Annotated in this window: 12 protein-coding genes; all 12 read right to left on the reverse strand. The window is 75.4% G+C overall.

Going from position 1 to position 21,940, the window contains the following annotated elements; genetic code table 11:
• Window positions 1–81: 81 nt before the first annotated feature.
• The 12 genes from argF to ABD981_RS35740 all read right to left on the reverse strand — a co-directional run bounded on the left by argF (window position 82) and on the right by ABD981_RS35740 (window position 21,530).
• On the reverse strand, window positions 82–1,092 hold the full coding sequence (argF, locus tag ABD981_RS35685) for an ornithine carbamoyltransferase (RefSeq protein WP_046911371.1): 1,011 nt from the start codon (window positions 1,090–1,092) through the stop codon (window positions 82–84).
• 125 nt (window positions 1,093–1,217) lie between these two features.
• A complete protein-coding gene (locus ABD981_RS35690; protein WP_046911372.1) occupies window positions 1,218–2,480 on the reverse strand; it encodes an arginine deiminase in 1,263 nt (420 codons plus the stop codon).
• Between the two features lie 40 nt (window positions 2,481–2,520).
• Window positions 2,521–4,929, reverse strand: a complete 2,409-nt coding sequence (locus tag ABD981_RS35695; RefSeq protein WP_046911373.1) for a hypothetical protein — start codon at window positions 4,927–4,929, stop codon at window positions 2,521–2,523.
• A complete protein-coding gene (locus ABD981_RS35700; protein ID WP_046911374.1) occupies window positions 4,929–7,034 on the reverse strand; it encodes a serine/threonine-protein kinase in 2,106 nt (701 codons plus the stop codon). Before ABD981_RS35700 ends, ABD981_RS35695 begins: the two co-directional genes overlap by 1 nt.
• Window positions 7,031–9,436 carry a hypothetical protein gene (locus ABD981_RS35705; protein ID WP_345530517.1) on the reverse strand — a complete coding sequence of 802 codons (2,406 nt, stop codon included), beginning with the start codon at window positions 9,434–9,436 and terminating at the stop codon, window positions 7,031–7,033. The genes ABD981_RS35700 and ABD981_RS35705 overlap by 4 nt, the downstream gene beginning before the upstream one ends.
• 108 nt (window positions 9,437–9,544) lie before the next feature.
• A complete protein-coding gene (locus tag ABD981_RS35710; protein ID WP_123955110.1) occupies window positions 9,545–12,961 on the reverse strand; it encodes a tubulin-like doman-containing protein in 3,417 nt (1,138 codons plus the stop codon).
• 69 nt (window positions 12,962–13,030) lie between these two features.
• Entirely contained in the window at window positions 13,031–15,463 is a 2,433-nt protein-coding gene (locus ABD981_RS35715; RefSeq protein ID WP_046911390.1) for a vWA domain-containing protein, read from the reverse strand.
• A gap of 7 nt (window positions 15,464–15,470) precedes the next feature.
• Window positions 15,471–16,025 (reverse strand): Pycsar system effector family protein, encoded by a 555-nt coding sequence (locus ABD981_RS35720; RefSeq protein WP_276205612.1) that lies wholly within the window; start codon window positions 16,023–16,025, stop codon window positions 15,471–15,473.
• On the reverse strand, window positions 16,022–17,551 hold the full coding sequence (locus ABD981_RS35725) for a hypothetical protein (protein WP_046911376.1): 1,530 nt from the start codon (window positions 17,549–17,551) through the stop codon (window positions 16,022–16,024). The genes ABD981_RS35720 and ABD981_RS35725 overlap by 4 nt, the downstream gene beginning before the upstream one ends.
• Window positions 17,548–19,932, reverse strand: a complete 2,385-nt coding sequence (locus ABD981_RS35730; RefSeq protein WP_046911377.1) for a hypothetical protein — start codon at window positions 19,930–19,932, stop codon at window positions 17,548–17,550. The genes ABD981_RS35725 and ABD981_RS35730 overlap by 4 nt, the downstream gene beginning before the upstream one ends.
• The gene (locus tag ABD981_RS35735; RefSeq protein WP_123955111.1) at window positions 19,929–20,714 is read right to left on the reverse strand and encodes an adenylate/guanylate cyclase domain-containing protein; all 786 of its coding nucleotides are present in this window, start codon (window positions 20,712–20,714) and stop codon (window positions 19,929–19,931) included. The genes ABD981_RS35730 and ABD981_RS35735 overlap by 4 nt, the downstream gene beginning before the upstream one ends.
• Window positions 20,715–20,801: 87 nt before the next feature.
• The gene (locus tag ABD981_RS35740; protein WP_046911378.1) at window positions 20,802–21,530 is read right to left on the reverse strand and encodes a Crp/Fnr family transcriptional regulator; all 729 of its coding nucleotides are present in this window, start codon (window positions 21,528–21,530) and stop codon (window positions 20,802–20,804) included.
• Between the last annotated feature and the right edge of the window lie 410 nt (window positions 21,531–21,940).

Below are 21,940 nucleotides of genomic sequence, written 5' to 3' on the forward strand. Positions count from 1 at the left end.
AGACGACACCTCGCATACCCACCCAATCGGGCGTAATTCCATACCGTGACGCCGCCGGGATGTCGCCGGGCGCCGCCGGGGCTAGGCCACGGGGTCGCCCATGGTGGCGACCATGACGGCCTTGATGGTGTGCATCCGGTTCTCCGCCTCGTCGAAGACGACCGAGTGCGCCGACTCGAAGACCTCGTCGGAGACCTCCAGTTCGGTCAGCCCGTGCCGGGCGTGGATGTCCCGGCCGACGGCGGTGCCGAGGTCGTGGAAGGCCGGCAGGCAGTGCAGGAACTTCACGTCCGGATTGCCGGTGGCACGCAGGACGTCCATGGTCACGGCGTACGGGGAGAGCGCCGCGATCCGCTCGTCCCAGACCTCCTTGGGCTCCCCCATCGAGACCCACACGTCGGTGGCGACGAAGTCGGCGCCGCGCACGCCCTCGGCGACGTCCTCGGTGAGCGTGATCCGCGCCCCGCTCGCCTCGGCCAGCCGCCGCGCCTCGGCGACGAAGGGCTCGGCCGGCCAGTACGCCTCGGGCGCCACGATCCGGACGTCCATGCCGAGCAGGGCGCCGGTGACGAGGTACGAGTTGCCCATGTTGAAGCGGGCGTCGCCGAGGTAGGCGAAGGCGATCCCGGTCAGCGGCTTGTCGCTGTGCTCGGTCATGGTGAGCACGTCGGCCAGCATCTGGGTGGGGTGCCAGTCGTCGGTGAGCCCGTTGAAGACGGGCACGCCGGCGAAGGCGGCCAGCTCCTCGACGGCCTCCTGGCTGTCGCCGCGGTACTCGATCCCGTCGAACATCCGGCCGAGCACCCGGGCGGTGTCCTTGACCGACTCCTTGTGGCCCATCTGGGAGCCGGAGGGGTCGAGGTAGGTGGTGGAGGCGCCTTGGTCGGCGGCGGCGACCTCGAAGGCGCAGCGCGTGCGGGTCGAGGTCTTCTCGAAGATCAGGGCGACGTTCCTGCCCCGCAGCCGCTGGACCTCCGCGCCGGCCTTCTTCGCCGCCTTGAGCTCGGCGGCGAGCGCGATCAGGCCGCGGAACTCCTCGGCGGTGAAGTCCAGCTCCTTGAGGAAGTGGCGGCCGGTGAGGTCGGTGGCCATGGGGCGCTCCTGGGTACGGTCGGGACGGACGGAGGCGTCGGGGGACGAGAACCCTGGAAGTCTATACGTAAACCAGAATTCTTATACAGCCCCCGCCGCCCCTCCTCTCCCTCCCCGCTCCCCTCTCACTCCCCTCCTTCCCGTCCCTCCCCTCCCCCTACGGCGTCCCGTTCCACCGGACAGCTCATGCAGCGCGGGCCGCCCCGCCCCCGGCCCAGTTCGCTGCCGGGGATCTCGATCACCTCGATGCCCTGCTTGCGCAGATGCGTGTTGGTGGTGACGTTCCGCTCGTACGCCACCACGACGCCCGGCTCCACCGCGAGCACGTTGCACCCGTCGTCCCACTGCTCGCGCTCCGCCGCGTGCACGTCCTGGGTCGCCGTGAGGACCCGGATGTCCTGGAGGCCGAGGGCGGCGGCGATGGCGCTGTGCATCTGCTCCGGCGGATGGTCGGTCACCCGCAGGGACTGCCCCTCGTCGCCCGGTTCGATCGTGTACGAGCGGAGCATGCCGAGCCCCGCGTACTGCGTGAAGGTGTCCTGGTCCACCATCGTCATCACCGTGTCCAGGTGCATGAACGCCCGCCGCTTCGGCATGTCCAGCGCGATGATCGTGCGCGCCGAACCCGCCGCGAACAGGCCGCGGGCCAGCATCTCCACGGCCTGCGGGGTGGTCCGCTCGCTCATGCCGATGAGGACCGCGCCGTTGCCGATGACCAGGACGTCGCCGCCCTCGATCGTCGACGGGTAGTCGGCCTGCCCCTCCGACCAGTGGTGGAAGCTCCCCGCCTCCGGGCCGGTGAACAGCGGGTGGTGCTTGTAGATCGCCTCGAAGTGGACGGTCTCGCGCTGCCGGGCCGGCCAGCGCATCGCGTTGATCGACACCCCGTCGTAGATCCAGGCCGAGGTGTCCCGGGTGAAGATGTGGTTCGGCAACGGGCCGAGCACGAAGTCGTCCAGCTCCAGGGCGTGGAAGCGGACCGAGGTCGGTTCACGGTGGCCGGCCAGGAACTCGCGCTTCGTCATCCCGCCGACGAGGGCCTCCACCAGGGTCGCGGCGTCCAGCGAGTCGAAGGCGGCCCGCAGGTGGTCGGTGGCGAGCGGCCCGTACTCCTTCTCGTCGAAGACCCGGTCGAGGACCAGTTCGCGGGCCGCCGGCAGCTCCAGGGCCTCGCGCAGGAGGTCCCCGAAGAGGTGCACCTCGACGCCGCGGTCGCGGAGCACGTCGGCGAACCCGTCGTGCTCCTGGCGGGCCCGGCGCACCCACAGCACGTCGTCGAAGAGGAGGGCGTCCTTGTTGGTCGGGGTGAGCCGCTTCAGCTCCAGATCGGGGCGGTGCAGGATGACGCGGCGGAGCCGCCCGGTCTCGGAATCGACATGGAATCCCATGGGCCCATCCTGACGGAGCGGGACGGCTCGCGCGTGGTTCTCAGCGCGTCAGGATCGACGCGAAGATGACGATGAGCAGCAGGACCAGGACCGCGCCGAGCACGGAGACCACGACCCGCCCGTCCTTCGACGGGCCGGACGGGTCCGGAGCGGGGTGCGGAGCTGGCTCCGGAGCGGGGTGCGCCCGGACGTCGGCCTCCTGCCCACGGGTGGGCGGCGCGTGCCGGGGCGGGTCCGCGGGGCGGGGCTCCGGTGGCGCCGGCGGTGGCGGGGGGTCCGGGGGGCGGTCGCGCTCGGCCGAGCGGTGCGTGTCGAGGAGGAGGCCGCGCAGGAGGGACTCGGGCAGCCCCGACCGCTCGTCCCGCACGATCTCGCGGAACGCGGTGCGGGCCGCCGGGTACGGGCTGGTGCTGAAGCGGGTGAGCAGGCCGGCGAGTTCGTCGACCGCCGCCGCGGCGTTCCCGCCCCCGAGCACCGGGCGCACGGCCCAGCGGTGCAGGGCGGCCGCGTCGGCGGCGCGCTCGGCGGGGGTGACGTGGTCGGCGGGGTGGGTGCGGTACACGAAGTACGCCTCGGCGAGGACCAGATCGCGCAGCTCGCGCCGGAGCCTGCGGTTCCAGGTGGGGATCCGGTGCGCGATCTCCTGGACCACGACGGTGGCGAGGCGGTGCGGCAGGCCGCGGTCGCGGAGCACGGCGAGCAGGTCCGCGTCCGGTGCCACCCGGGCCGCGGCCTGCGCCTGCCCGACGTTCTCCGCCCGGTCCAGCCGCTCCCCGAGCCCGGCCCCCTGGGGCGCCGGCCCCCGCCGCCGCCGGAACCTGTGCCCCGGCTTCTCGGGCCCGGTCCAGGGCGAGGGGTCGGCGGGCCTTGCGGGCGGGGGCGGGGCGGCCTCCCCGGTGCGCGGGGCGTACCAGGGGGGCGGGACCTGCGAGCGCGGCCCGGGCTCGACCTGCGAGCGGGGCCCGGGCTCGACCTGCGAGCGCGGCCCGGGCTCGACCTGCGAGCGGGGCGCCTCGGGAGTACGGTCCGCCCCGTCGCCGCGCGAGGCTCCGGAGCCCCGGGGCGACTCCGCCTCGCGAGGCGCCTCGGCGGGCGGGGCGGGCTCTGCGGCCCGGTGAGCCCCCGAGCCACGGGGCGGCTCGCCTGCCCGGGGAGAATCGGCGCCCCTGGGGGACCCGTCCGTCCGAGGCGGCTCGGCGGTCCTGGGCGGCTCGACGGACCGAGGGGACTCCCCGCCCCGGGTAGGCCCCGCCCCCCGAGACGGCTCGCTCCCCCGAGACCGCTCGCTCTCCCGAGGTGGCTCGCCCCCCCGAGACTGCTCGCTCCCCCGAGGTGGCTCGCTCCCCCGAGGTGGCTCGCTCCCCCGGTACGGCTCGCCTCCCGCAGGCGGTTCCGCCCCCCAGGACGTTTCCGGTGCCCGGGACGTTTCCGGTGCCCAGGACGTTTCCGGTGCCCAGGACGTTTCCGGTGCCCGGAGCGGCTCCGCGCCCCGGAGCCGTTCCTGCGGGCGCACGCCCTCCGGTGGCCGGTCCCCGCTCTGGGGGCGGCGGGTGGGGTAGCGGCGGTCGAGGTGGCCGGCGGCGGATTGGGCCGTGGCGAGGAGGGTGGCGCCGGGGCGGCCGTGGAAGCGTTCGAGGGCGCCGCCCACCGCGAACTCGCGGTTGTCGCCGGCTTCGAGGCCCCGCAGGTGGTGCTCGACCAGCCGGGCCGCCACCGACTCAGCGACGTCGCCCACGCGTTCGCGCGGGTCGATGCGGTGGCGGTCGGTGTTGCGGGCGGCGGCGCCCGCCCAGCGGCTGACGAAGACGAAGCGCAACGCCGGGAGTTCCGCCGTGTCGTGGCTGGCGAAGGTCCAGCTGCGGTGGACGAGGCCGAACATGCTGTGCAACCCCCACAGCACCGGCAGCGCGGTGTCGCCGCGCTCGTCCAGGAAGGTGAAGCGGCCGTCCGGGTGACGCAGCAACTCGGCCGCCGCGCCGACGAGTTCCTCGGCGACCTCCGCCATCCGCTCGTCGAGGCGGGCCTGTCCGTGGCCCACCGCCTGGAGCAGCGCCTCCTCCCACACCGTCGGCAGCCCGTCCCGTACCTCGGCGAGCGGCAGGTCGGCGCCCTCCCAGGTCCAGTCGTGCAGCCCCAGGCAGGTGGCGGCCTCCAGGACGTCCGGCGAGCCGACCAGGGCGTGGCAGAGGGCGGAGGCGCCGCCGCCGGGGTCGGTCCAGGGGAGGCGCCGGATCAGCACCGCGTCGCCGCCCCGGCGCTGCAGCCGGATCAGCGCGGGTCTGGTCTCGTCCCCGCTGGCCCGCAGCAGCGATCCGGCACCGTGGAACAGGCCCTCCGCGTCCTCGCGCGCGCCCGACCAGGCGACGGGCCCGAATCCGGTGGTGCCGGAGGCGTTCTCGCTGTCCCAGCGGAAGACGATCTGGTCGAGCTCGTCGGGGTTTCGCACCATCAGACTCTCCCTCGAAGCAGCCCGCACGCGGCGAAGACGGACAGCAACGGGGCCAGCACCCGCCGCGGCCGGGCCCCGTGCGGAAAGCGGTCGCCGCGTGCCTGGCCCCCGGTGGCGGCGACGAAGTGCAGGGTGCACCGGGCGTGGTCGTCGAAGGGGCGGAGCCAGGCGGCGCTGGCGTGGTGGTGCAGGAAGGCGTACGTGTCCCGGCTCTCGGCCTCGGCCTGCGCCTCGTCGTACCGGCCGGGCAGGGCCCGCCCGAGCCAGCGGTCGACGGCCGGTTCGAAGCGCATCAGGTCGCTCTTGTTGACCGCGACGGCGGCGGGCGCCGGAACGAAGCCGTGCTTCCGTTCGAGCCGGTTGAGGACGGTGGCGAACGCCTCGTCGCCGAGGTCGCGGAGGGGCAGCTTGTACCGTTCGCGCACCGGGTCCAGGGCGGGCATGCGCAGGGCGCGCAGCGGGTCGACGACGAACACGAAGGCGTCCACCCCCATCAGGAAGCTGGTGACCGCCCCGTCCTTGGCGAGGTCCTCGCCCGCGAGGTCGAAGAAGACGACGGGGCGCGGGGTGCGGCCGGGGGCGGAGACCAGGAGTCCGTCCGCGAAGCGGGCGAAGGTCTGCTGTCCGGTGCGGCCGAGCTGCCGGCCCTGCTGCAGGCTCTGCACCCGTTCGCGCAGGTAGGCGCGGTGCGCGTCGGGGTTGAGGGGCAGCGCCTTCAGACCGTACGGCTCCAGGCCGCCGAGCTCGACCTCGCCGAGCATGGCGGCCATGAGATGGGTCTTGCCGACGGCGGAGCTGCCGACGAAGGCGATGGAGAGCGGCTCGCCGTTGACCAGGTAGGGAACGGGCAGTTCGTGCGCCTCGTCGCCCTCGGCGTGCGGGCACAGGTGGTAGGCGGTGCGCAGCGCCTCCCTGATGTGGGCGGGGCGCTGTTCGCCGCTGAGGTCCAAGGGGATCCGGGTGCCCTTGGCGTCGATGGTGACGAGGCGGCTCGCGTCGTAGTGGACGGGCAGCAGGCAGTAGGGACAGGTCCGCGCGGGCGGTCCGACGGGCGGGGGCGGGACGAAGGGCGCCCGGTCCTCCTCGCGGGAGAAGAGCGGGAACCGGCGGCGCGGCGGCGGGGGTTCCCCGGCCGTTTCCCGCTCCCGCTCCTCGCGGTCCCGCTCCGCCGCCTCCAGGACGGCCCGCTTGCGGGCGAGTTCGGCGTCGTACCGCTCCCGGCCCGGGTCGAGCGGGTCGGCGGTGTCGACGGAGCCGGCGAGCGGATCGCGCAGCCGCAGCAGCCGCAGCAGTTCGGCCGGGGACGGCCGGGCCGCGGCCGTCGGGGCGAACAGGCCGCTCTGCGCGAGCGCGGTGAGCCGGCGGTAGTCGCCGAGGTCGGCGGGCGGTCCGTCGGCGCGGTCGGCCAGGCCGGGCGGGCCCGGGTGGCCGGAGAACAGGTAGTAGGCGATCCGGGCGAGCGACCACAGGTCGTCGCGGGTGTCGGCGTCGCCCCGGCCCGCCCGTTGTTCGGGCGAGGCCCAGGGGGCGGTGCCGAAGGGTGCGCGGGGCTCGCCCGCGCGCTGCGCCGCGTACGGCTCGCACAGCCGGACGTGGCCGCCGCTCCAGCGGACGGTCTCGGGTCCGAGGGCCCGGTGGACGAGCCCCGCCTCCCCGAGCAGCCGGACGGCGACGGCGAGCTGGCCGACGATCTTCTGCTGTTCCTCGCCGCCGAGGCGGGGCAGGCACTCGGAGAGCAGGGCGCCGGGCGAGTCGCGGTAGAGCACGAAGGGCTCGGAGCAGTCCAGGTCGAAGCCGACGATCCGGGTGAAGAGATCGGCGAACTTCTCGCCCGCGTAGCGTCGTTCGACGGCGACGGCCGCCGCGACCTCCCGCTCCAGCAGGGCGTACGCGCGGGGGTCGCTCTGCGCGGGGCGCGGCAGCCGGTACTGGACGACGGGCCAGCCGTCGCTGATGGAGAGCTGCCGCATCAGCAGATGGGGCCGGGCGGGTGCCCGCCGTTCCTCGCCGAGGCGTACGACGACCCGGATCTGCTCCTGTCGGTGGGTGAGGAACTCCAGCTCCTCCAGGGGGCCCTGCCCCGGTGCGGATCCCGCCTCGGTCATGGCGCTCCGCCCTCCTCTTCTCTCACGGTGCGCACCACGTCCGCACGCAGTGGCACGAGACGCAGGACGCCCGCGTGCCGGCCCGAATCCGTCCACACCACGTCCTCGACGGCGCCCCGCCAGATGTCGTCGCCGGTGGTCCCGCGCCGCATGGTCTCCGGCACGAAGCGCACCCGGCGTACGGCGCCCGGCTCGTGCGAGAGCAGCCGCTGGTGTTCGGGACCGCACAGCGGGACGGTCAGGCCGGGGTCGTCGTCGGCGGCTATCAGGCGGGCCACCGTGTCCGGGGCGACGCCGGTGAGGCGGGCGGCGTCGGGCCGCTCGCCCCGGTCCCGGCCGGGCGGCGGGGAGGCGGCGGCGTCCCGCTCCAGGCGGGTCCTGGTCTCGTCGAGGAGCTCGGTCATCGGCCCGTCGAGCGGGACCCGGCCCGCGTTGCCCGGGTCGCGTTCGATCCCGGCCCAGCAGGTGTCGAGGAGGGCCACGACACCGTCGACGAGGTCGCCGGCGAGGGTGTCCACGAGGGCGGGGCCGCCGTCCCCGTACCGCCGCTCCAGCCACTTCGGCGCGGGCGGCCCCGCCGGCTCGGCGGTGTCGGCCGGCCGCGGGGAGCCGCGGCCGGTCCGGGCGCCGCGCCCGGACCACGCGTCGCCGGGCGGCGTGGGGGCCGGCACCTTCGCGCCCGACGGCGTGCCGCCCGGCCAGCCGCCGTACGCGTCCCCGTAGGCGCCGTCCTCGGCCGAGTCGTCCCAGTCCCAGCCGGACGTCTCGCCCCGGCGTGCCCCGGCCGCCGTCGCCGGGCCGTCGGCGTCCCGCCCGTACGGCTCCGCCGTGTACGGGCCCGGCTCCTCCCGGCCGCCGTGTGCCTGGGCCGTCGCCGCGAGGCCCTTCAGCAGCCGAGCGACGGCCCCGGCCCCGTCCGAGCAGTGGTGCCGCACGTCGGCGAAGAGCCAGTCGTGCACGGCGGTGGTGACGACCAGGCCCTGGATCTCCTTGAGGACGCGGCCCGCGCCCTCCGGGTCCACCCGGTCCCACCAGTCGTCCACGCCGCGGGTCCAGTCGCGCAGCGCGAGCAGCACGACCACGGCCGCGGCCAGCGCGAAGGCGGCCGCGCCCCACCCGAGCGGCAGGGCGAGCGCGGTACCGGTGGCGGCCCCGGCGCACCCACCCGCCAAGCCGCCGACGAGCCGGGGCGCGGTGCCGGTGCTGCCGCCGCCGTCCAGCCGCCCGTCGGGCGAGCGGTTGGGGCGCCGGACCAGCATCCGGTGGGCCAGGAAGGCGGCGAGCAGGCCGACAGCGGGGCCGAGTACCAGGCCGATGCCCGCCCCCAGTCCGGCGAGGGCGGCGAGGACGCCGGTCACCAGGGCGGCGACGGGCCGGGAGCCGCCGGCGAGGAAGGGGTGCCGGGCGGCGAGCCGGTCCAGCTGGGCGGGTCCGCAGATCGCGTCCAGCCGGGCCAGCCGGGCGGCGCTGCCCGCCGGGGCGGTCCGGGCCGCGAGGGCGGAGAGGCGGGCGGCGACCGAGCGCAGCGGCAGCCGGCGGCCGATCAGCTCGTGGGTGTGGTCGCGCAGCGCGGGGACGATGCCGGTACGGGTGATCTCCCGCGGCATCTCGGGGAGTTGGACGCCCCGGTCGCGCAGCAGGCCGCGTTCCTCGACGGTCGGCCGGGAGCCGCCGGCGATCGCGAAGGTCTCGGCGACGGTGTTCCGGAACCGGGCCAGGGCTCGGGCCAGGCGTTCGATGTCGCCGGGCAGGTCGGCGTCCCGGCCGGCCGCGCCGAGGAGCCCCGCCGGGCCGCGCACCCGGGCGTGCGTCTCGACCGCCTCGGCGAGGGCGTCGTCGCAGGCGCCGAGCTGTGCCCCGGCCCGCCCGTGGGCGGGCAGCCAGGCGTGCCCGGCGAGCGAGCGGGGCACGGACTCGTCGAGCAGCAGGGCCAGTTCGCCGGGGACCGGGCCGATGGAGGCGGGAGTGGGGACGTCGGGCCCGGTCAGCGCCTCGATCGCCTGCCGCCAGGCCCGGGCCCGGGCCTCGTCGGTGAGGTCGTGCTCCAGGATGCGCACGGAGGGGACGGCGACGCCGTGCACGATCCGGCCGAGGCCGCCGAGCACGGCGTCGAACACCTCGGGGGTGGCGAGCACGTCCATGAGCGGCCGCAGGGCGTCCGCGCCCGGGCCCCGGAAGTCGCCGAGCAGCCACAGCACCCCGGCGGCGGGGGGCCGCAGGGTCAGGGAGCGGCGCAGGGTCCGCTCCCCCGGCGCGCCGATGGCCAGGCAGACGATCTGCGCGGGGCCGTAGGACGAGAGCCGCTCGTAGAGCAGCTGGTGGGCGACGAGCCGGTCGGCGTCGTCGACGACGAGGAAGCGCCGTTCGCCGACGGGCTGCGGGGCGGCGAGTGCCCGGTACACGGCCGCCTCGGCGTCGGCGTAGGCGTGCGTGGGGGGCGTACCCGCCGGCCCGCAGGTCGAGCAGGACGGCGTGGCCCGGGACGGTCTGGTCCACGGTGGTGCGGTCGCTCACTCCTCCTCACCGTCCAGCTCCCAGGGGTAGCCGCCCTCCTCGGGCGCGGGGTACGGCTCGGGCGCGGGGCGCCCGGAGACCGGCTCGGGGTCCCAGCGCGCGGGCGGCTCGGACTCGGGGTCCCAGCGCGTCGGCGGCTCGAGCTCGGGCTCCGGCTCCCAGCGCGTCGGCGGCTCGGCCGGGCGCGGCGTCCGGGGCCCCCTCGGCGGCCTCGTCCCCGTCCCGGGCGGGGCGGGCGCGCGTCCCGCGGGAGGGAAGCCGCCCTCGGCGGGCCAGCCCTGGCCCCGGCCCGGCGCGTGGCGCTCGAACAGGGCCCGCAGGCTGGGCCGGGTCGCCCGGCTGGCGCCGGAGAAGCGCAGGTCGAGGGCGCCCTGGTAGGTCACCTCCCAGAAGTGCCGCAGCGGGGCCAGCCATTCGGCGTCCTCGTCCCCGTACTCGGCGGCGAGTTCGTCGAGGAGCACCAGCTGGCGCGGCGCGACCTTCTCCACGAAGTGGGTGAAGAGGGGGGAGGGCGGCTCCGGGGTGTGGGTGAGCCCCCTGGGCAGCGCGCGCATCAGCCGCTCGCAGAACTCCTCGATGATCTGGCCCTCGTCGAGCAGCGCCCACCGCTCGTACGCGCGCAGCAGTCCGGCCCAGCTGGACAGGGCCCCGTCGAAGCCCTCCAGGCGCAGCGACATGGTCGCGGACTCGCCTTCCTGGAGGCGGATGCGGACCAGGGTGGGCGAGTCGGGGCGGCCCTCGACGGTGATGTTCCCGTTCCACATGGCGTTGAGCAGCCGGTGCAGGATCCGCTGCCGGTCCTCCTCGGTGGAGACCAGCCAGTCGTCCTGGTAGCCGAGGCGCTGGCGCCAGTGCAGGAAGTCGTCCTGGCCGGCCGAGTCGCGGGCCTCGGCCCAGAGGGTGAGGACGCCGCGGACCTCGGAGATGTCGGTGAGGTTCATGCCGCTGCGGAAGAGGACGACGGTGATCGACTCGGTGTCGACGGCCCGGTACTCCTGGGCGGCGCGCGGCGGGAGGTTGAGCTCCTGGCGCAGGTACTCGCTGGCCCGGCCGTCGGACTCGCTCGCCGGGTGCACGATGAGGATCTTCAGCGGGCCGCCGCCGTCGGGGGTGAAGCCGACCGGGAGCAGTCCGGCGAGCGCGGAGCGGAACTGGCCGAGCCAGCGGGGGTCGACCCGGGACTCGGCGGACTCGTCGCCGGCCGCCGCCCGCAGCAGCAGCTCCATCGAGGGCAGCAGGGGCCGGTCGAAGCGTTCGTCGTTGGCCTCGCCGAACAGCTTCTTGACCCGCCGCTCGACGACCTGCTTGATCTCCTTGACGGCGGCGCCGGGCGAGCGGCGCACGGCGTCGAGGGCGCGCCGCCAGTCCTCGGGGCGGACCAGCCGTTCGAGCAGCCCGGCGGCGTCGGTGTTCTCGGGCAGGCCCTCGCTCTGCACGAGCCGGTCGAGCACGTCGTCGTAGAAGGCGCGCAGGCTGTTCTGCGGGGGCAGCAGGTAGGAGATGCCGGTGCGGTCGTCGCGGTAGAGCTCGCGGCGGCGGTCGGCGAACTGCTTGCCCTCGTCCTGCTCGTGGGCGCGCAGCACCTTGGCGAGTTCGCCGAGTTCGCCGAGTATCCGCAGCAGCGGGGGCCGCCACTGGGAGTCGCCGGCCTTCCAGGCCCGGTGCCACAGGGTGCGGGCCCGCCACTGGTACCAGGCCTCCTGCCGGGCGAGCGCGTCCTGCACGTCGGGGTCGCTCCAGCGGGCCGGGACGAGGCCGCCGGCGCTGCGTTTGATGTGCGGGATGACGGGGGCCGAGGTCGGGATGTCCGGGGGCTGTTCGGGGTCGTTGCGCCGGTTGTCGAGCATCCCGGTGAAGCCGACGGAGGCGACCCGGTCGGCGTGGCCGGGCAGCCCGTTGAGGACGGCCTCCAGGTGGAACGGGCTGATGATGCCGAGGAGTTCGCGGGCGGCGGTGCCGGGCTTGAAGTCCTCGGTGAGCCGGGGCACCTCGCGGGCGAGCTCGGCCTCCAGGCGGCGCAGCGAGTCCTCCATGTCGCCGAGCCGGTCGCGCAGGGCCTGGGTGATGGCCCGGCCGCCCTTGGGCAGCTGCTCGGGCGCGGGGACGTCGAGCGCCTCGCGGTTCCACAGGCGCCCGATGCCGGAGCGGGTGAACATGTCCCGGACGAGTTGCTTGTCCTCGCGGCTGCCGCGGCGGGCCTTCTCGCCGAGGCCGCGGACCGCCTGGGCGAGCAGCCGGGCGGCGACGATCTCGGCGAGGTCGTCGACGGGCACGGTGAGGGAGGCGGCGAGGCTGGTGGACATGCCGCGGTAGCCGATGCCGGTGCGGGCCGGGGTGGAACGCTCGACGCTCTTGTTGATGAAGCTGGCGGCGAAGGACTGGTAGTCGTCCTCCGCCCGGCCGGCGGCGCCGCCGTCCTCGCTGAGTTCGGTGCCGATGAGGGACATCACCATGGCGGTGATGGAGCGGCGCAGGTCCTCGGTGCCGATGACGGCGGGCTTGGAGAAGAGGAAGGCGGTCTGCACGGTGGAGGGGCGCAGGGCGACCACCCCGTCGCCGGGGTAGTGGACGCTGATCCGGCCGCGCTGCTCGACGTCGCCGACCTCGTCGAGGGCGTCGGGCACGTTCTGGTCGTCGACCAGCCGGGAGAGGTCCACGAGGGCGCGGGCGGAGTTGAGTTCGGCCTCGCGTCCGCCGCCGGCCTCGGGCGGGAAGGCGGAGGGCATGACGACCAGCGGGTAGATCTTGACGCCGGGGACCTTGGAGCGGCGGAACTCGTGCCCGATGAGGTGGATGAAGTCGTAGAAGATGCCGGCTCCGGTGCCGCCGGCGACGGAGAAGGCGACGAAGACGTCGCAGCCGCGGATCCGGCCGCCGCCGACCCGCTGGAGGTCGCCGGCCGAGTTGCCGATGGCGCCGATGGCCTCGCGCAGCTGCCGCAGCACCGGTTCGAGGCCGGAGCGCATGGTCGCGAAGAGGGCGGCCCGGCCGACGGTGGGGAGCTGTCCGGCACCGTTGTGCAGGGGCGCCACGCGCGGCTGGCGGGCCTGCGGCGGCAGCCAGGTCCGGGTCTCCTCGTGCAGGGCGACCCGCAGCATGCGGGTGACCTCCGGGGAGGAGTCGTAGTCGGTGGGCAGCAGGTCGCGGACCATGCGGGAGGTGCGGGCGTAGGCGGCGCCCTCGGCTCCCTTGGCGCGGAACTGCGGCTGGCGCAGCAGCTCGGACTCGCTGAAGTCCGCGTACACGAACTGCAGGCAGTCGGGCAGCTGGAAGGGCAGCCGCCGTCCTCCGTCGACGAGTTCGGTGCCGTCGGGCCCGCACAGCTCGCGGCGCAGGCTGCGTTCCAGTTCGCTGCCGATGCGTCCGCCGGTGCCGCCTAGCCCGACGAACAGCATGGGCTGGTAGATCTTCATGTCGTCTCCCTGCAGGACCCTGAGGACCCCGTGGTTCGGTCGGTGGGGGTGTCGCTCGCCGGGGTGCGCTCAGAAGTCCCGGTTCCAGGTGCCGCGCGTACCGGTGCCGTCGTCGGTGTCGGGCACGGGTCCGGGCTGCCAGGTCATGCCGTCCACGCCCGCTCCCCCGTCGCCGCCGGTGCCCGACGCGACGCGGGTACGGGTGCGGGACCGGGCGCCCGGGAAGCCGGAGACGCGCGGGCGGGTGCGGGTGGTGCGGCCGGGGTCCCGGGAGGTCTGCACGACGAGTTCGCAGTCGTCGACGGCGACCGGCACCCCCGGCCGTACGGGCTCCTCGCGGCCGCGGTGCAGCCGCAGCAGCATCTCGCCGTTGCCGGTCCTGCGCAGCCGGTGGGCGGCGCCGCCGCCGCGGGCCCGGCGCAGGGTGGGCGCGGCGCCCCGTACCTCGTCGACGGTGAAGAGGAACTCGCCGCCCGCGCTCTGCCCGGCGCGGATGGTGAGGGTGTCCAGGCTCCGTCCGTCCCTGCGGAGTTCCAGCCGGGTGCCGGCCAGGACCCGGCGGCGGCGCCGGGCCGCGAGCCGGACCGCGGTGACGGCCCCGAGCAGCGCGAGCACGGCCGCGGCCCCCGCCACGAAACCCCACCACCGGTCCCACCAGGTGGGCGGGGCCTCGACCTGGACGTCGAGGAAGGCGGTGTCGAGCGGCCGGCCGGGGTCGGCGGCGTCCACGACGGCGAGCCGGCCGCCGAGTGCGCCGAGCGGGGTGCCCGCGCCGACGGTGATGGTGAACGGCACGGTGGTGCGGGCTCCCGCCGGGGCGACGACGGTGGCCGGGGAGATGCCGAGCTCGCCGCCGCCCGCCGTGCCGCCGGTGCCGCCCTCCGCGGCGTCGTCACCGAGGCTGAGCCGCAGGGTGTGCGGGCCACTGCCGTTGTTGGTGACGGAGAGGGTGCCCTGGACGGTCCCGCCCGGGTTCACGGTGACCCGGTCGACGGAGAGCCCGGCGGTGACCTCGGGCGTGCCGACGGTCGTCACCGTGTACAGCGGGCGTTCGTCGGAGGTGACGCCGGGCGCGGACATCCGGGCGATCAGCTTCAGCTTCCCGACCGCGCCGGCCGGGACGGTGAGCGTGCCCGTGAACCGGACGTCCCCGGCCGTACGGTCCGGGGCCCGTCCGTCGTCGGCGAGGCGGGTCTTGACCGGGGAGAAGCCGTCGCCGGTCAGCTCGACGGTGACGCCGATGCCGTCCAGCTGGCGGGGGTCGGTGATGACGACTCCGCGCCGGGTCTGCATCCGCACCTCGACCTGGGCCCGCTCGCCGGCCCTCGGCGAGGCCGGGTCGAGCGTGAGGACGGAGCGCAGCCGGCCCTGCCAGATGGCCCGGACGGCGACCTCCTGGTCGCGGTGGCCCTCGGGCGCCTCGACCCGGATGCGCCAGCGGCCCGGCAGCGGGTTCTTCACGCGGAGCGCCTCGACCGGCCCGTCCTCACCGCTGACCTCGAAGGTCGAGTCCTCGAACTCGCCGTGCGTGGGCACCTTGCGGCCGCTCGGGTCGTAGTAGCTGACGCGGACCTTCGGGTCGTGCTTGCTGACGGTGAGGGAGCCGTCGGTGGCGATCGGCGGGATGGTGACGAACAGGTCGGCGGGCGGCTTGCCGACGGTGCCGTGCGCGATGCGGGCGCAGCGGGCGGCGGCGAAGGTCTCCTGGAGCGCCTTGTCGATCTCGGCGGAGGTGTCGGCCACCCGCATCCGGGGCGTGGAGCCGGGGACGTCGGAGCAGGCGCCGCGGTAGCCGCCCTCGGCCATCGCGGTGAGGGCGGCCTCGTCGATGCCGCTGCCGAAGCCGAGCGGCCAGATCTGCACCCCGGCGGCGCGGGCGCGGGCCAGTTCGTCCTCGAGCCGCTTGGCCCCGTTGGCCTGACGGCTGGCCGGGTCGGTGCCGTACTCGGGGCTGTCGCCGACGTCGAGCTTCCCGTCGGTGAGCAGGAAGATCACCTTGGGTGCGCGGGGGGTCTTCGGGTCCCCCGCCGCCGTCTCGTCGGTGAGCCGGGAGACGGCCTGCCGGATCGCCGCGGGGAAGTCGGTGCCGGGGCCCATCCGCTGCTCGTCCCGCCGGGAGAGGTCCTGGACGCAGTCGCTGAGCCTGCGGCGGCCGGCCTCGTCGGCGGTGAGCAGCGGGCACAGGTCGTGCACGGCCGACTGGCCGGGCTTCTCCGAGCTGCTGAAGCCGATCACGGTCGCGCGGGACCGGTCGGATATCTCGCCCTGGGCGAGCAGCGCGGCGGCTTCCGTCTCGCGGACGAGGTCCTGGTCCGAGAGGCTGCGCGACTGGTCCACGACGACGGCGAAGTCGATCGGGTCGGGCCCGTCGGCGGGCTCGGCCGCCGGCGTCAGGGGCACGGCCGCCACCGGCGCCGCGGCGGCGGGGCCGCCGAGCGGGCCGGACAGGGCGAGCAGCGCCCCGGCGAGGAGCAGGGCGCTCCTCGGGTGTCTCCACTGCATGGTCAACTCACCACAGTTCGCTGAAGAGGGCCAGGAGGGCGCCGAGCACGAGGGACGCGACACCGAGCCGTAGCCATCGGTACTTGGCGGCGAGCACCACCCCGTGGACGCTCGCCTGTTCGAGGAGCCAGCCGGTGGCGTCCGTGGCGGAGCCCTCCAGCAGGGTCCGCAGGTCGCCGGCGGTGGTGCCGGCCGTGAGTTCGCGCAGCAGGGTGCGCTCGGCGCCGAACCGCGTGCGCGGCAGGACGACGGAGACCAGCATCAGGACGCCGGCGGTCCACAGCAGACCGGCGGTGACCAGCAGGGCCAGCGAGCCGCCGGACGGCAGCGGGCCGCGGTCGCGGGAGAAGACGACCGCGAGGAACGCGAGGGCTCCGGACAGCAGGATCGCGGCCTTGGTGTCGGCCCTGCCGATGTCCTCGCGGACGGTAGTCAGGAGCTGCTCGGCCATGCCGCGCAGCTCGGTGGGGGCGGTGGCCCCGGGGCTGGGCCCGGGGCCGGGGCCGGGGCTGGGCCCGGGGCCGGGGCCGTCCCCCGTCGGCCCGGCGGCGGTGCTCGTCATTCGTCGTCCCAGTCGTCGAAGTCCGCGCTCGGGCGGGCGCTCCGGGGCTCGGGGCGGGGCGTGGGCCGACCGGTGTCGTACCCGTCGTCCCGGCGATCGCGGCCGCCGTCGCCTCCACGGCCCCGGTCACGGTCCCGGCCCCGGTCCCGGGCGTCCGTACGGTCGTCCTCGTCGTAGCGGTCCCAGTCCGGGCCGCGGCCCCGGTCGCGGTCCTCGTCGTGGCGGTCCCGGTCCCGGTCCAGGTCCCGGTCCCAGTCCCGGTCCCTGCTCCTGCCCCGGTCGCGGTCCCGGTCGCGGTCCCGGTCCTGCTCGCGCTCGAACGAGGCCTGGACGCGGGTCGGTTCGTAGACGCGCGGGTCCGGCGGCGCGTCCCGCGTCTCCTCGTCGTCCCAGTTGGGCGCGGTCGGCTCCGGGGCCGAGGCCCGCTCCAGGGCGCGGTGATCGGGGGCCCGGGAGGACTCGAGGACCCGGTCGGCGACGCCGCCGAGGATGGTGCCCGTGCTGCTGCGCAGGTGCTGGAGGATCTGGTACGCCTGCTCGTCGACCTCGTGGCGTTCGAGCACGCCGGAGTCGAGGAGCCGGTTGAACACGGCGAGCAGGTCGGCCTGGCCCTCGCGCTTCTCCCGCTGGAGCTGGGTGCGGATCTCCCACTCGTGGTCGGGGTTCTTGGCCATGTGGTGGGCGATCTGGGCCAGATCGCCGCGCCGGAACATCGCCTCCAGGTCCGCCGCGCGCGCCATGATCTTCTTCCGCTCCCACTCCTCCCTGCGCAGCTCCGCCTCGGCCTCGCGGGCGTCGGCCCGGACGGTCACCTCGACCTTGTCGGCGCGGGCGACCTCCTTGCGGATCTGCTCGTCCAGGTCGAAGAAGACGTACACCTGGGTGCGCAGGCCGATCTCCCGGCCGAGGACGAGCCGGCCGGTGCTCAGCTCGTCGCGCACGGCCTCGTCGGCCCGCTGGGCCTCGGTGAGCCGGAAGCGGCGGGAGAGCGAGCGCAGTCCGTCGAGCAGGTCGTCGTGGAGCAGCTCCGCGACGTTCCACACCTGTTCCTTGACCACCCGGTACGGGTCCTCGACGGTCCACTTGACCCGGACCCGGACGTTGAACGAGGCACCGTCGCCCGCGGCCGGGAGCTTGAGGGAGAACTCCGTGACGTTCTGGCCCAGCTGGACCTCGAAGACGGTGTACGGGGCGCGCAGCAGCGGCTTGTCGTTGTCCTCCTGCCGGTCGGGCCAGACGATCCGGTGCCCGCCGTTGCGGTAGAGCAGGACGGCCGCGATGAGTCCGCTGGTACGGCGGTACGGGGGCGGGACCTCGCGGATCAGCGGTCCCAGCGGGCCCTTGGCGACCTTGCCGGAGGCGCGGCCGGAGCCGTTCCCGCCGCCCGCCCCGGCCCGCTGCCGGCCCTGGTTCGGGCCGCCCTGGTTCGGCACGCCCCGGTTCGGCACGCCCTGCTTCCATCCGTCCTGCGGCCGGCCGCCGGGGCGCTGTGCACCCTGGGCTCCGCCCTGGTCGGGACCGCTCATCGCCTGGCTCCTTCCGCGACGGCGTCCCACATGCGACGCGCCGCGTTCTTGTTCATGGGTCGGTCCCGGTCCCGTACCAGCTCGTTGAGCAGGCCGCGGAGCCGGTCGCGGTCGCGGCGCTCGACCGCGAGCAGCGGCAGCAGGCCGCAGACCAGCCCGAGGGCCGTCTCGTCCTTGGCGGCGCGGCGCAGCAGGCTGCCGAGACCGTCGAGCGCGGCCTCGCCGGCGCGCGCCGTGTTCAGGGTGCGGCGCAGCAGGGCGCCGAGCGCCGGCCCGAGTTCGGGCCGGGTGGCGAGCAGCGCCACGAGGAGGGGGCGGCTCGCGTGCTCGTCGAGTTCGGGCACGTCGCGCAGGCCCCACAGGTGGGTGGTCCGGGTGGTCAGGGTGGTGATCATGGTGATGTGCACGAGGTTGGAGAGGTTCAGGCGCCCGTCGGCGAGCCAGCGTTCGAGCCGTCGCAGCACCGGCTCGGGGTCGCCCGAGGCGAGCAGCCGCGCGACGCTGAAGGTGGCCGGGCCGAGGATGTCCACGTCGTCGGCGTCGTGGGACCTGACCACCCGGGCGAGGGCGTCGAGCGAGCCCGGGACGCCGCCGGCGGCCAGCACGTAGCCGTGGGTGAGCAGCGCGGTCTCCACGAGCTCGGGGTCGTCCGCCGCGGCCCAGTCCTTGACGGTCGCCGCGACCGCGGGCCGGACCAGGGGGTCGCGGGCGGCCTCGGCGAGCGCGGTCGCGGCGGCCATCCGCGCGACGGGCTCCTCCCGTACCGCGAGCGGGGCGACGAGCTCGCGGTAGCCGTGGATCCAGTCCCAGGAGCAGAGCACGCCGGCGGCGATGGAGGCCCGCACCCACACCTCGGGCCGGGGGTCGTCGCACAGCGCGCGCAGCCAGCGGGCCACCGGGCCGCGGACGTTGTGGTAGCCGTGCCAGATCTCGGAGAGGACCGCGGTGGCGAGCGCGCCGCCCTGGAAGCGGACGGCCCGCGCGGGCACCTTCGCCGGGCCGAGGTCGAGCTCGGTGTCCTCCAGGACGGAGCGGGCGAGGACCGGGCGGTGTTCGGCGTGGGTGCCGAACAGGCGCCGTCCGGCGGGCCGTTCGGGGTCGAGGGTGACGGCGAGCTCCCAGGCGAGGAGCTCGGCGGCCTCGGCCGCGATGCTGTAGGCGGAGCCGTTGAAGACGGCCACCGCGATCCGGAAGGCGGTCGCGTTCAGGACGGGGAGCGCCTCGGGCAGGGTGCCCGGCCGGTCGGCGCCCGCGAACCACTCGCGCGCCTGTGCCCGCACGAACGCGGCGCAGTCCTCCAGGAGTTGTTCGTCGGTGAGCTCCTCGCGCTGCCGGCGGGCCAGGTGGTCGGCGAGCCGGGCGGCCTCGCGCGGGCGCAGCTCCTCCAGGCCGAGGGCGGCGACCACGTCCGCGCGCTCCGCGAGGGCCCGGGCGGCGGCCGTCGCCTCCTCGGGCTCGCCGCGCAGCAGCAGCCGCAGGTGCCGGTGGAGCACCTCGTCGGCGGGCGGCGGGGCGCAGAACATGCCGTACCGTCCGCGCAGCAGCCGGTCGGCGAGGTCGCCGCTGCCGACCACCAGCACGCCGTAGCCGTCGACGCCGCCCAGCAGGTCGGCGAGCCGGTCGAGGTGGAGTTCGGAGAGGCGCACGGCGGGCCGCGGGGCGGGGTCGGTGCGCGCGCCCCGGGAGTGCCGTGCCTCGCTCTCGGTGCGGACCTCCTCGGCAAGGAGCTCGATGAGGTGCCCGGCGCCCGGCTGGAGGTTCTCGGCCGTGATCTCGTCGACGCCGTGCCGGGGGTCGAGCCGGAAGACCTGCCCCTTGGCGACCTCGGACAGCAGCGCCAGCGCGGTGGCCTTGCGCCCGCTGCCCGGCTCCCCGCACAGCACCAGGACACGGCTGCCGCGCAGCCGGTCCTTCATGCGCTGGTAGCCGGCGGTCTCGCAGTACACGTCGTCGAGGTGGTCGAGGGTGTCGCGGGGCACGGCGCCCTGGACGAAGTGGGTGCGGCCGCCGAGCCAGAAGTTGTAGAGGTCCCCCTCGTGGATGTGGGCGTCCCGGCCGACGGTGGTGTGCCGGTCGCCCGCCTCCCGGACGAGGGTGCGCAGCGCCGCGCGCGCGGTGCCCGCGCCGCCGGTCCCGGATCCGCCGAGGTACCCGCGGCCGGCCTGTTCGAAGGGGTTGGCCGCCTGTTCGGCGGGGGTGTCGGCGGACTTGTCCGCCCCCTTGTCGCCGCCCTTGCCGCTCCCGTCGCCCGCCCGGTCGCCCTTGTCGGAACGGTCTGAACGGTCTGAACGGTCGGAGCGGTCGGACCTGTCCTCGGAGCCGGCGGACCCGGCCGGGGAGTCCGCTCCCGCACCGCCGTGGTCGAGGTCGTCGTCGCTCACGCCGGTTCCCCCTTGCCGTCGTTGCGGAAGCCGGTGAACCCGCCGTGGATCGTGGCGCCCTCGACGACCTGCATGTCCCGGCCCGCCGTGTAGGTGCGGCCGCCGCCGCCCGCGTGTGCCGTGCGAGGCGGTGAGCCGTCCCCCCGCGACGGCCCACCGCCGGTCTGTGCGTCACCCTCCGGGCCCACCGGCGGCTCCGGGCGCCGGGGCACGTGGAACCAGGCGTCCTCGTCGGTCTCCTTGGCGACCACGGCGGCCCGCCGGTAGTGCGTCGGCTCCACGTAGCGGCCGCCCTCGACGACCACGTTGCGGTAGAGCCAGTCGGAGACCACGATCAGCAGGTCGACGTCCTGCGCGTCCGCCATGATCTGCTTGGCGGGGGCGCTGTCGCAGAGCCGGCAGGCGAGGTCCACGGCCCGGCCGACGAGCCCGCGCCCGTCGTCGAGGACCAGACCCGCGTTCATCCCGACCCGCATCCGCAGCGGCGTGCGCCGGCCCGTGTTGTGCTCGCGCAGGCTCTCGTAGAGCGTGTCGATCCAGCGGCCGACCATGAGGGCCGGCGGGACGTCCGGGCGCAGCGCGGCGAGGATGCCGTCGCCCCGGTCCTCCTGGTGGACGGTGCCCGGCTCGATGCCGACGGAGGCGTAGGCCTCGCCGAAGGCCTCGTACATGGCGGCCCTCGTCAGCCGCTTCTCGTCCATGCCGAGGCGTCCGGAGCCGACGACGTCCCCGAAGACGACGAGCCGGTGGATGGCTCCCGCGCTCGCTCCCGTACTGCTCACTCGGACTCCTCAAGACGTGGTTCCGCGGTGGTGAGTGGTGGTGACGTGACCAGCCTGGCGGCCGACGCGCGTGCGCGATGTAGCCGTTTACACAGCCGGCGGTGGTTTGTCGGACGATTCCGCGCCGGGGCGTGCGCGCCCCTGGGCGAGGAGGACGAGCACGGGCATGTCGACGACGACGACCGTGCGGTGGGCGGTCCGGACGACCCCCTGTTCGCGCAGCAGCCGCAGCGCCTTGGCGACGGCTTCCCGGGTGGCGCCGATGGCCGCCGCCAGGTCGTGCTGGGGCAGCGGGAGTTCGAGCACCGTGGCACCCGCGTCGGCGCGGCGGCCGGCCCGCTCGGCCAGTTCGACCAGACGGGCGGCGAGCCGCTGCAGGACGGTCTCGGAGGCGAGCGAGCGGCGCTCGACGTCGGCGCTGCGCAGCCGGGTGGCGAGCTGCCGCATGATGAGCGAGGTGGCGTGCGGCCGGGCGGCGAGGAAGCGCCGGAACCGGTCGCCGGAGATGGCCACGGCCTCGACCCGGCCGAGCGCGGTGACGGTGGCGGAGCGCGGCCCGCGGTCGACGGCGGCGAGGTCGCCGACGACCTCGCCCGCCCCGCGCAGGGCGAGGATCAGCCGGGCGCCGCGCTCGGTGCCGACGGAGACCACCGACCAGCCGGAGAGCAGGGCGAGGACGTACGCCGAGGTGTCCCGCTCCCGGATCATGACCTCGCCCGGCTCGTAGCCGCGCGGCGCGCCCTGCGCGAGCAGGTCACGGCGGTCGGACGCGGGGAGCGCGTGGAGGAAGGAGCGGTCCTGGCCGAAAAGACTCAACGCTCGTTCACACCCCCGCACGACTTGCGCTTTCGCGTGCTTGTTCCCACAACAAGGGGCAACCAGAGTCACAGTGCTGACGCTGCGTCACGCCGTGGGGTGAAGAACGCTAGAGGCTGGCCAAGAATCGCGTCAACGCGAGTGGGGGCGATCACGAGGGGCGCAAGGGAGCGCCGTTTTCGGCACCCTTGCGCCCCCTGTCACCACCGGACCGCGGACCGGCCGCGAGAGGCCCGCCGTACGGCGGCTCCCGAGGTCATGGCGGTGTGTACGGCGGGCTCGCGCCCGCGTGAACGGCTCGCCCACCGCCGGAGGAACGGCGCGATTCCGTTCGCATGTACGCCCCATGACCGATCACGCGTACGACGACCTTCGGACGCCTGGGGCCCGCCTTCGGGCGGGTCGGCCCT

This window comes from Streptomyces showdoensis, from assembly GCF_039535475.1.
Classification (GTDB): domain Bacteria; phylum Actinomycetota; class Actinomycetes; order Streptomycetales; family Streptomycetaceae; genus Streptomyces; species Streptomyces showdoensis.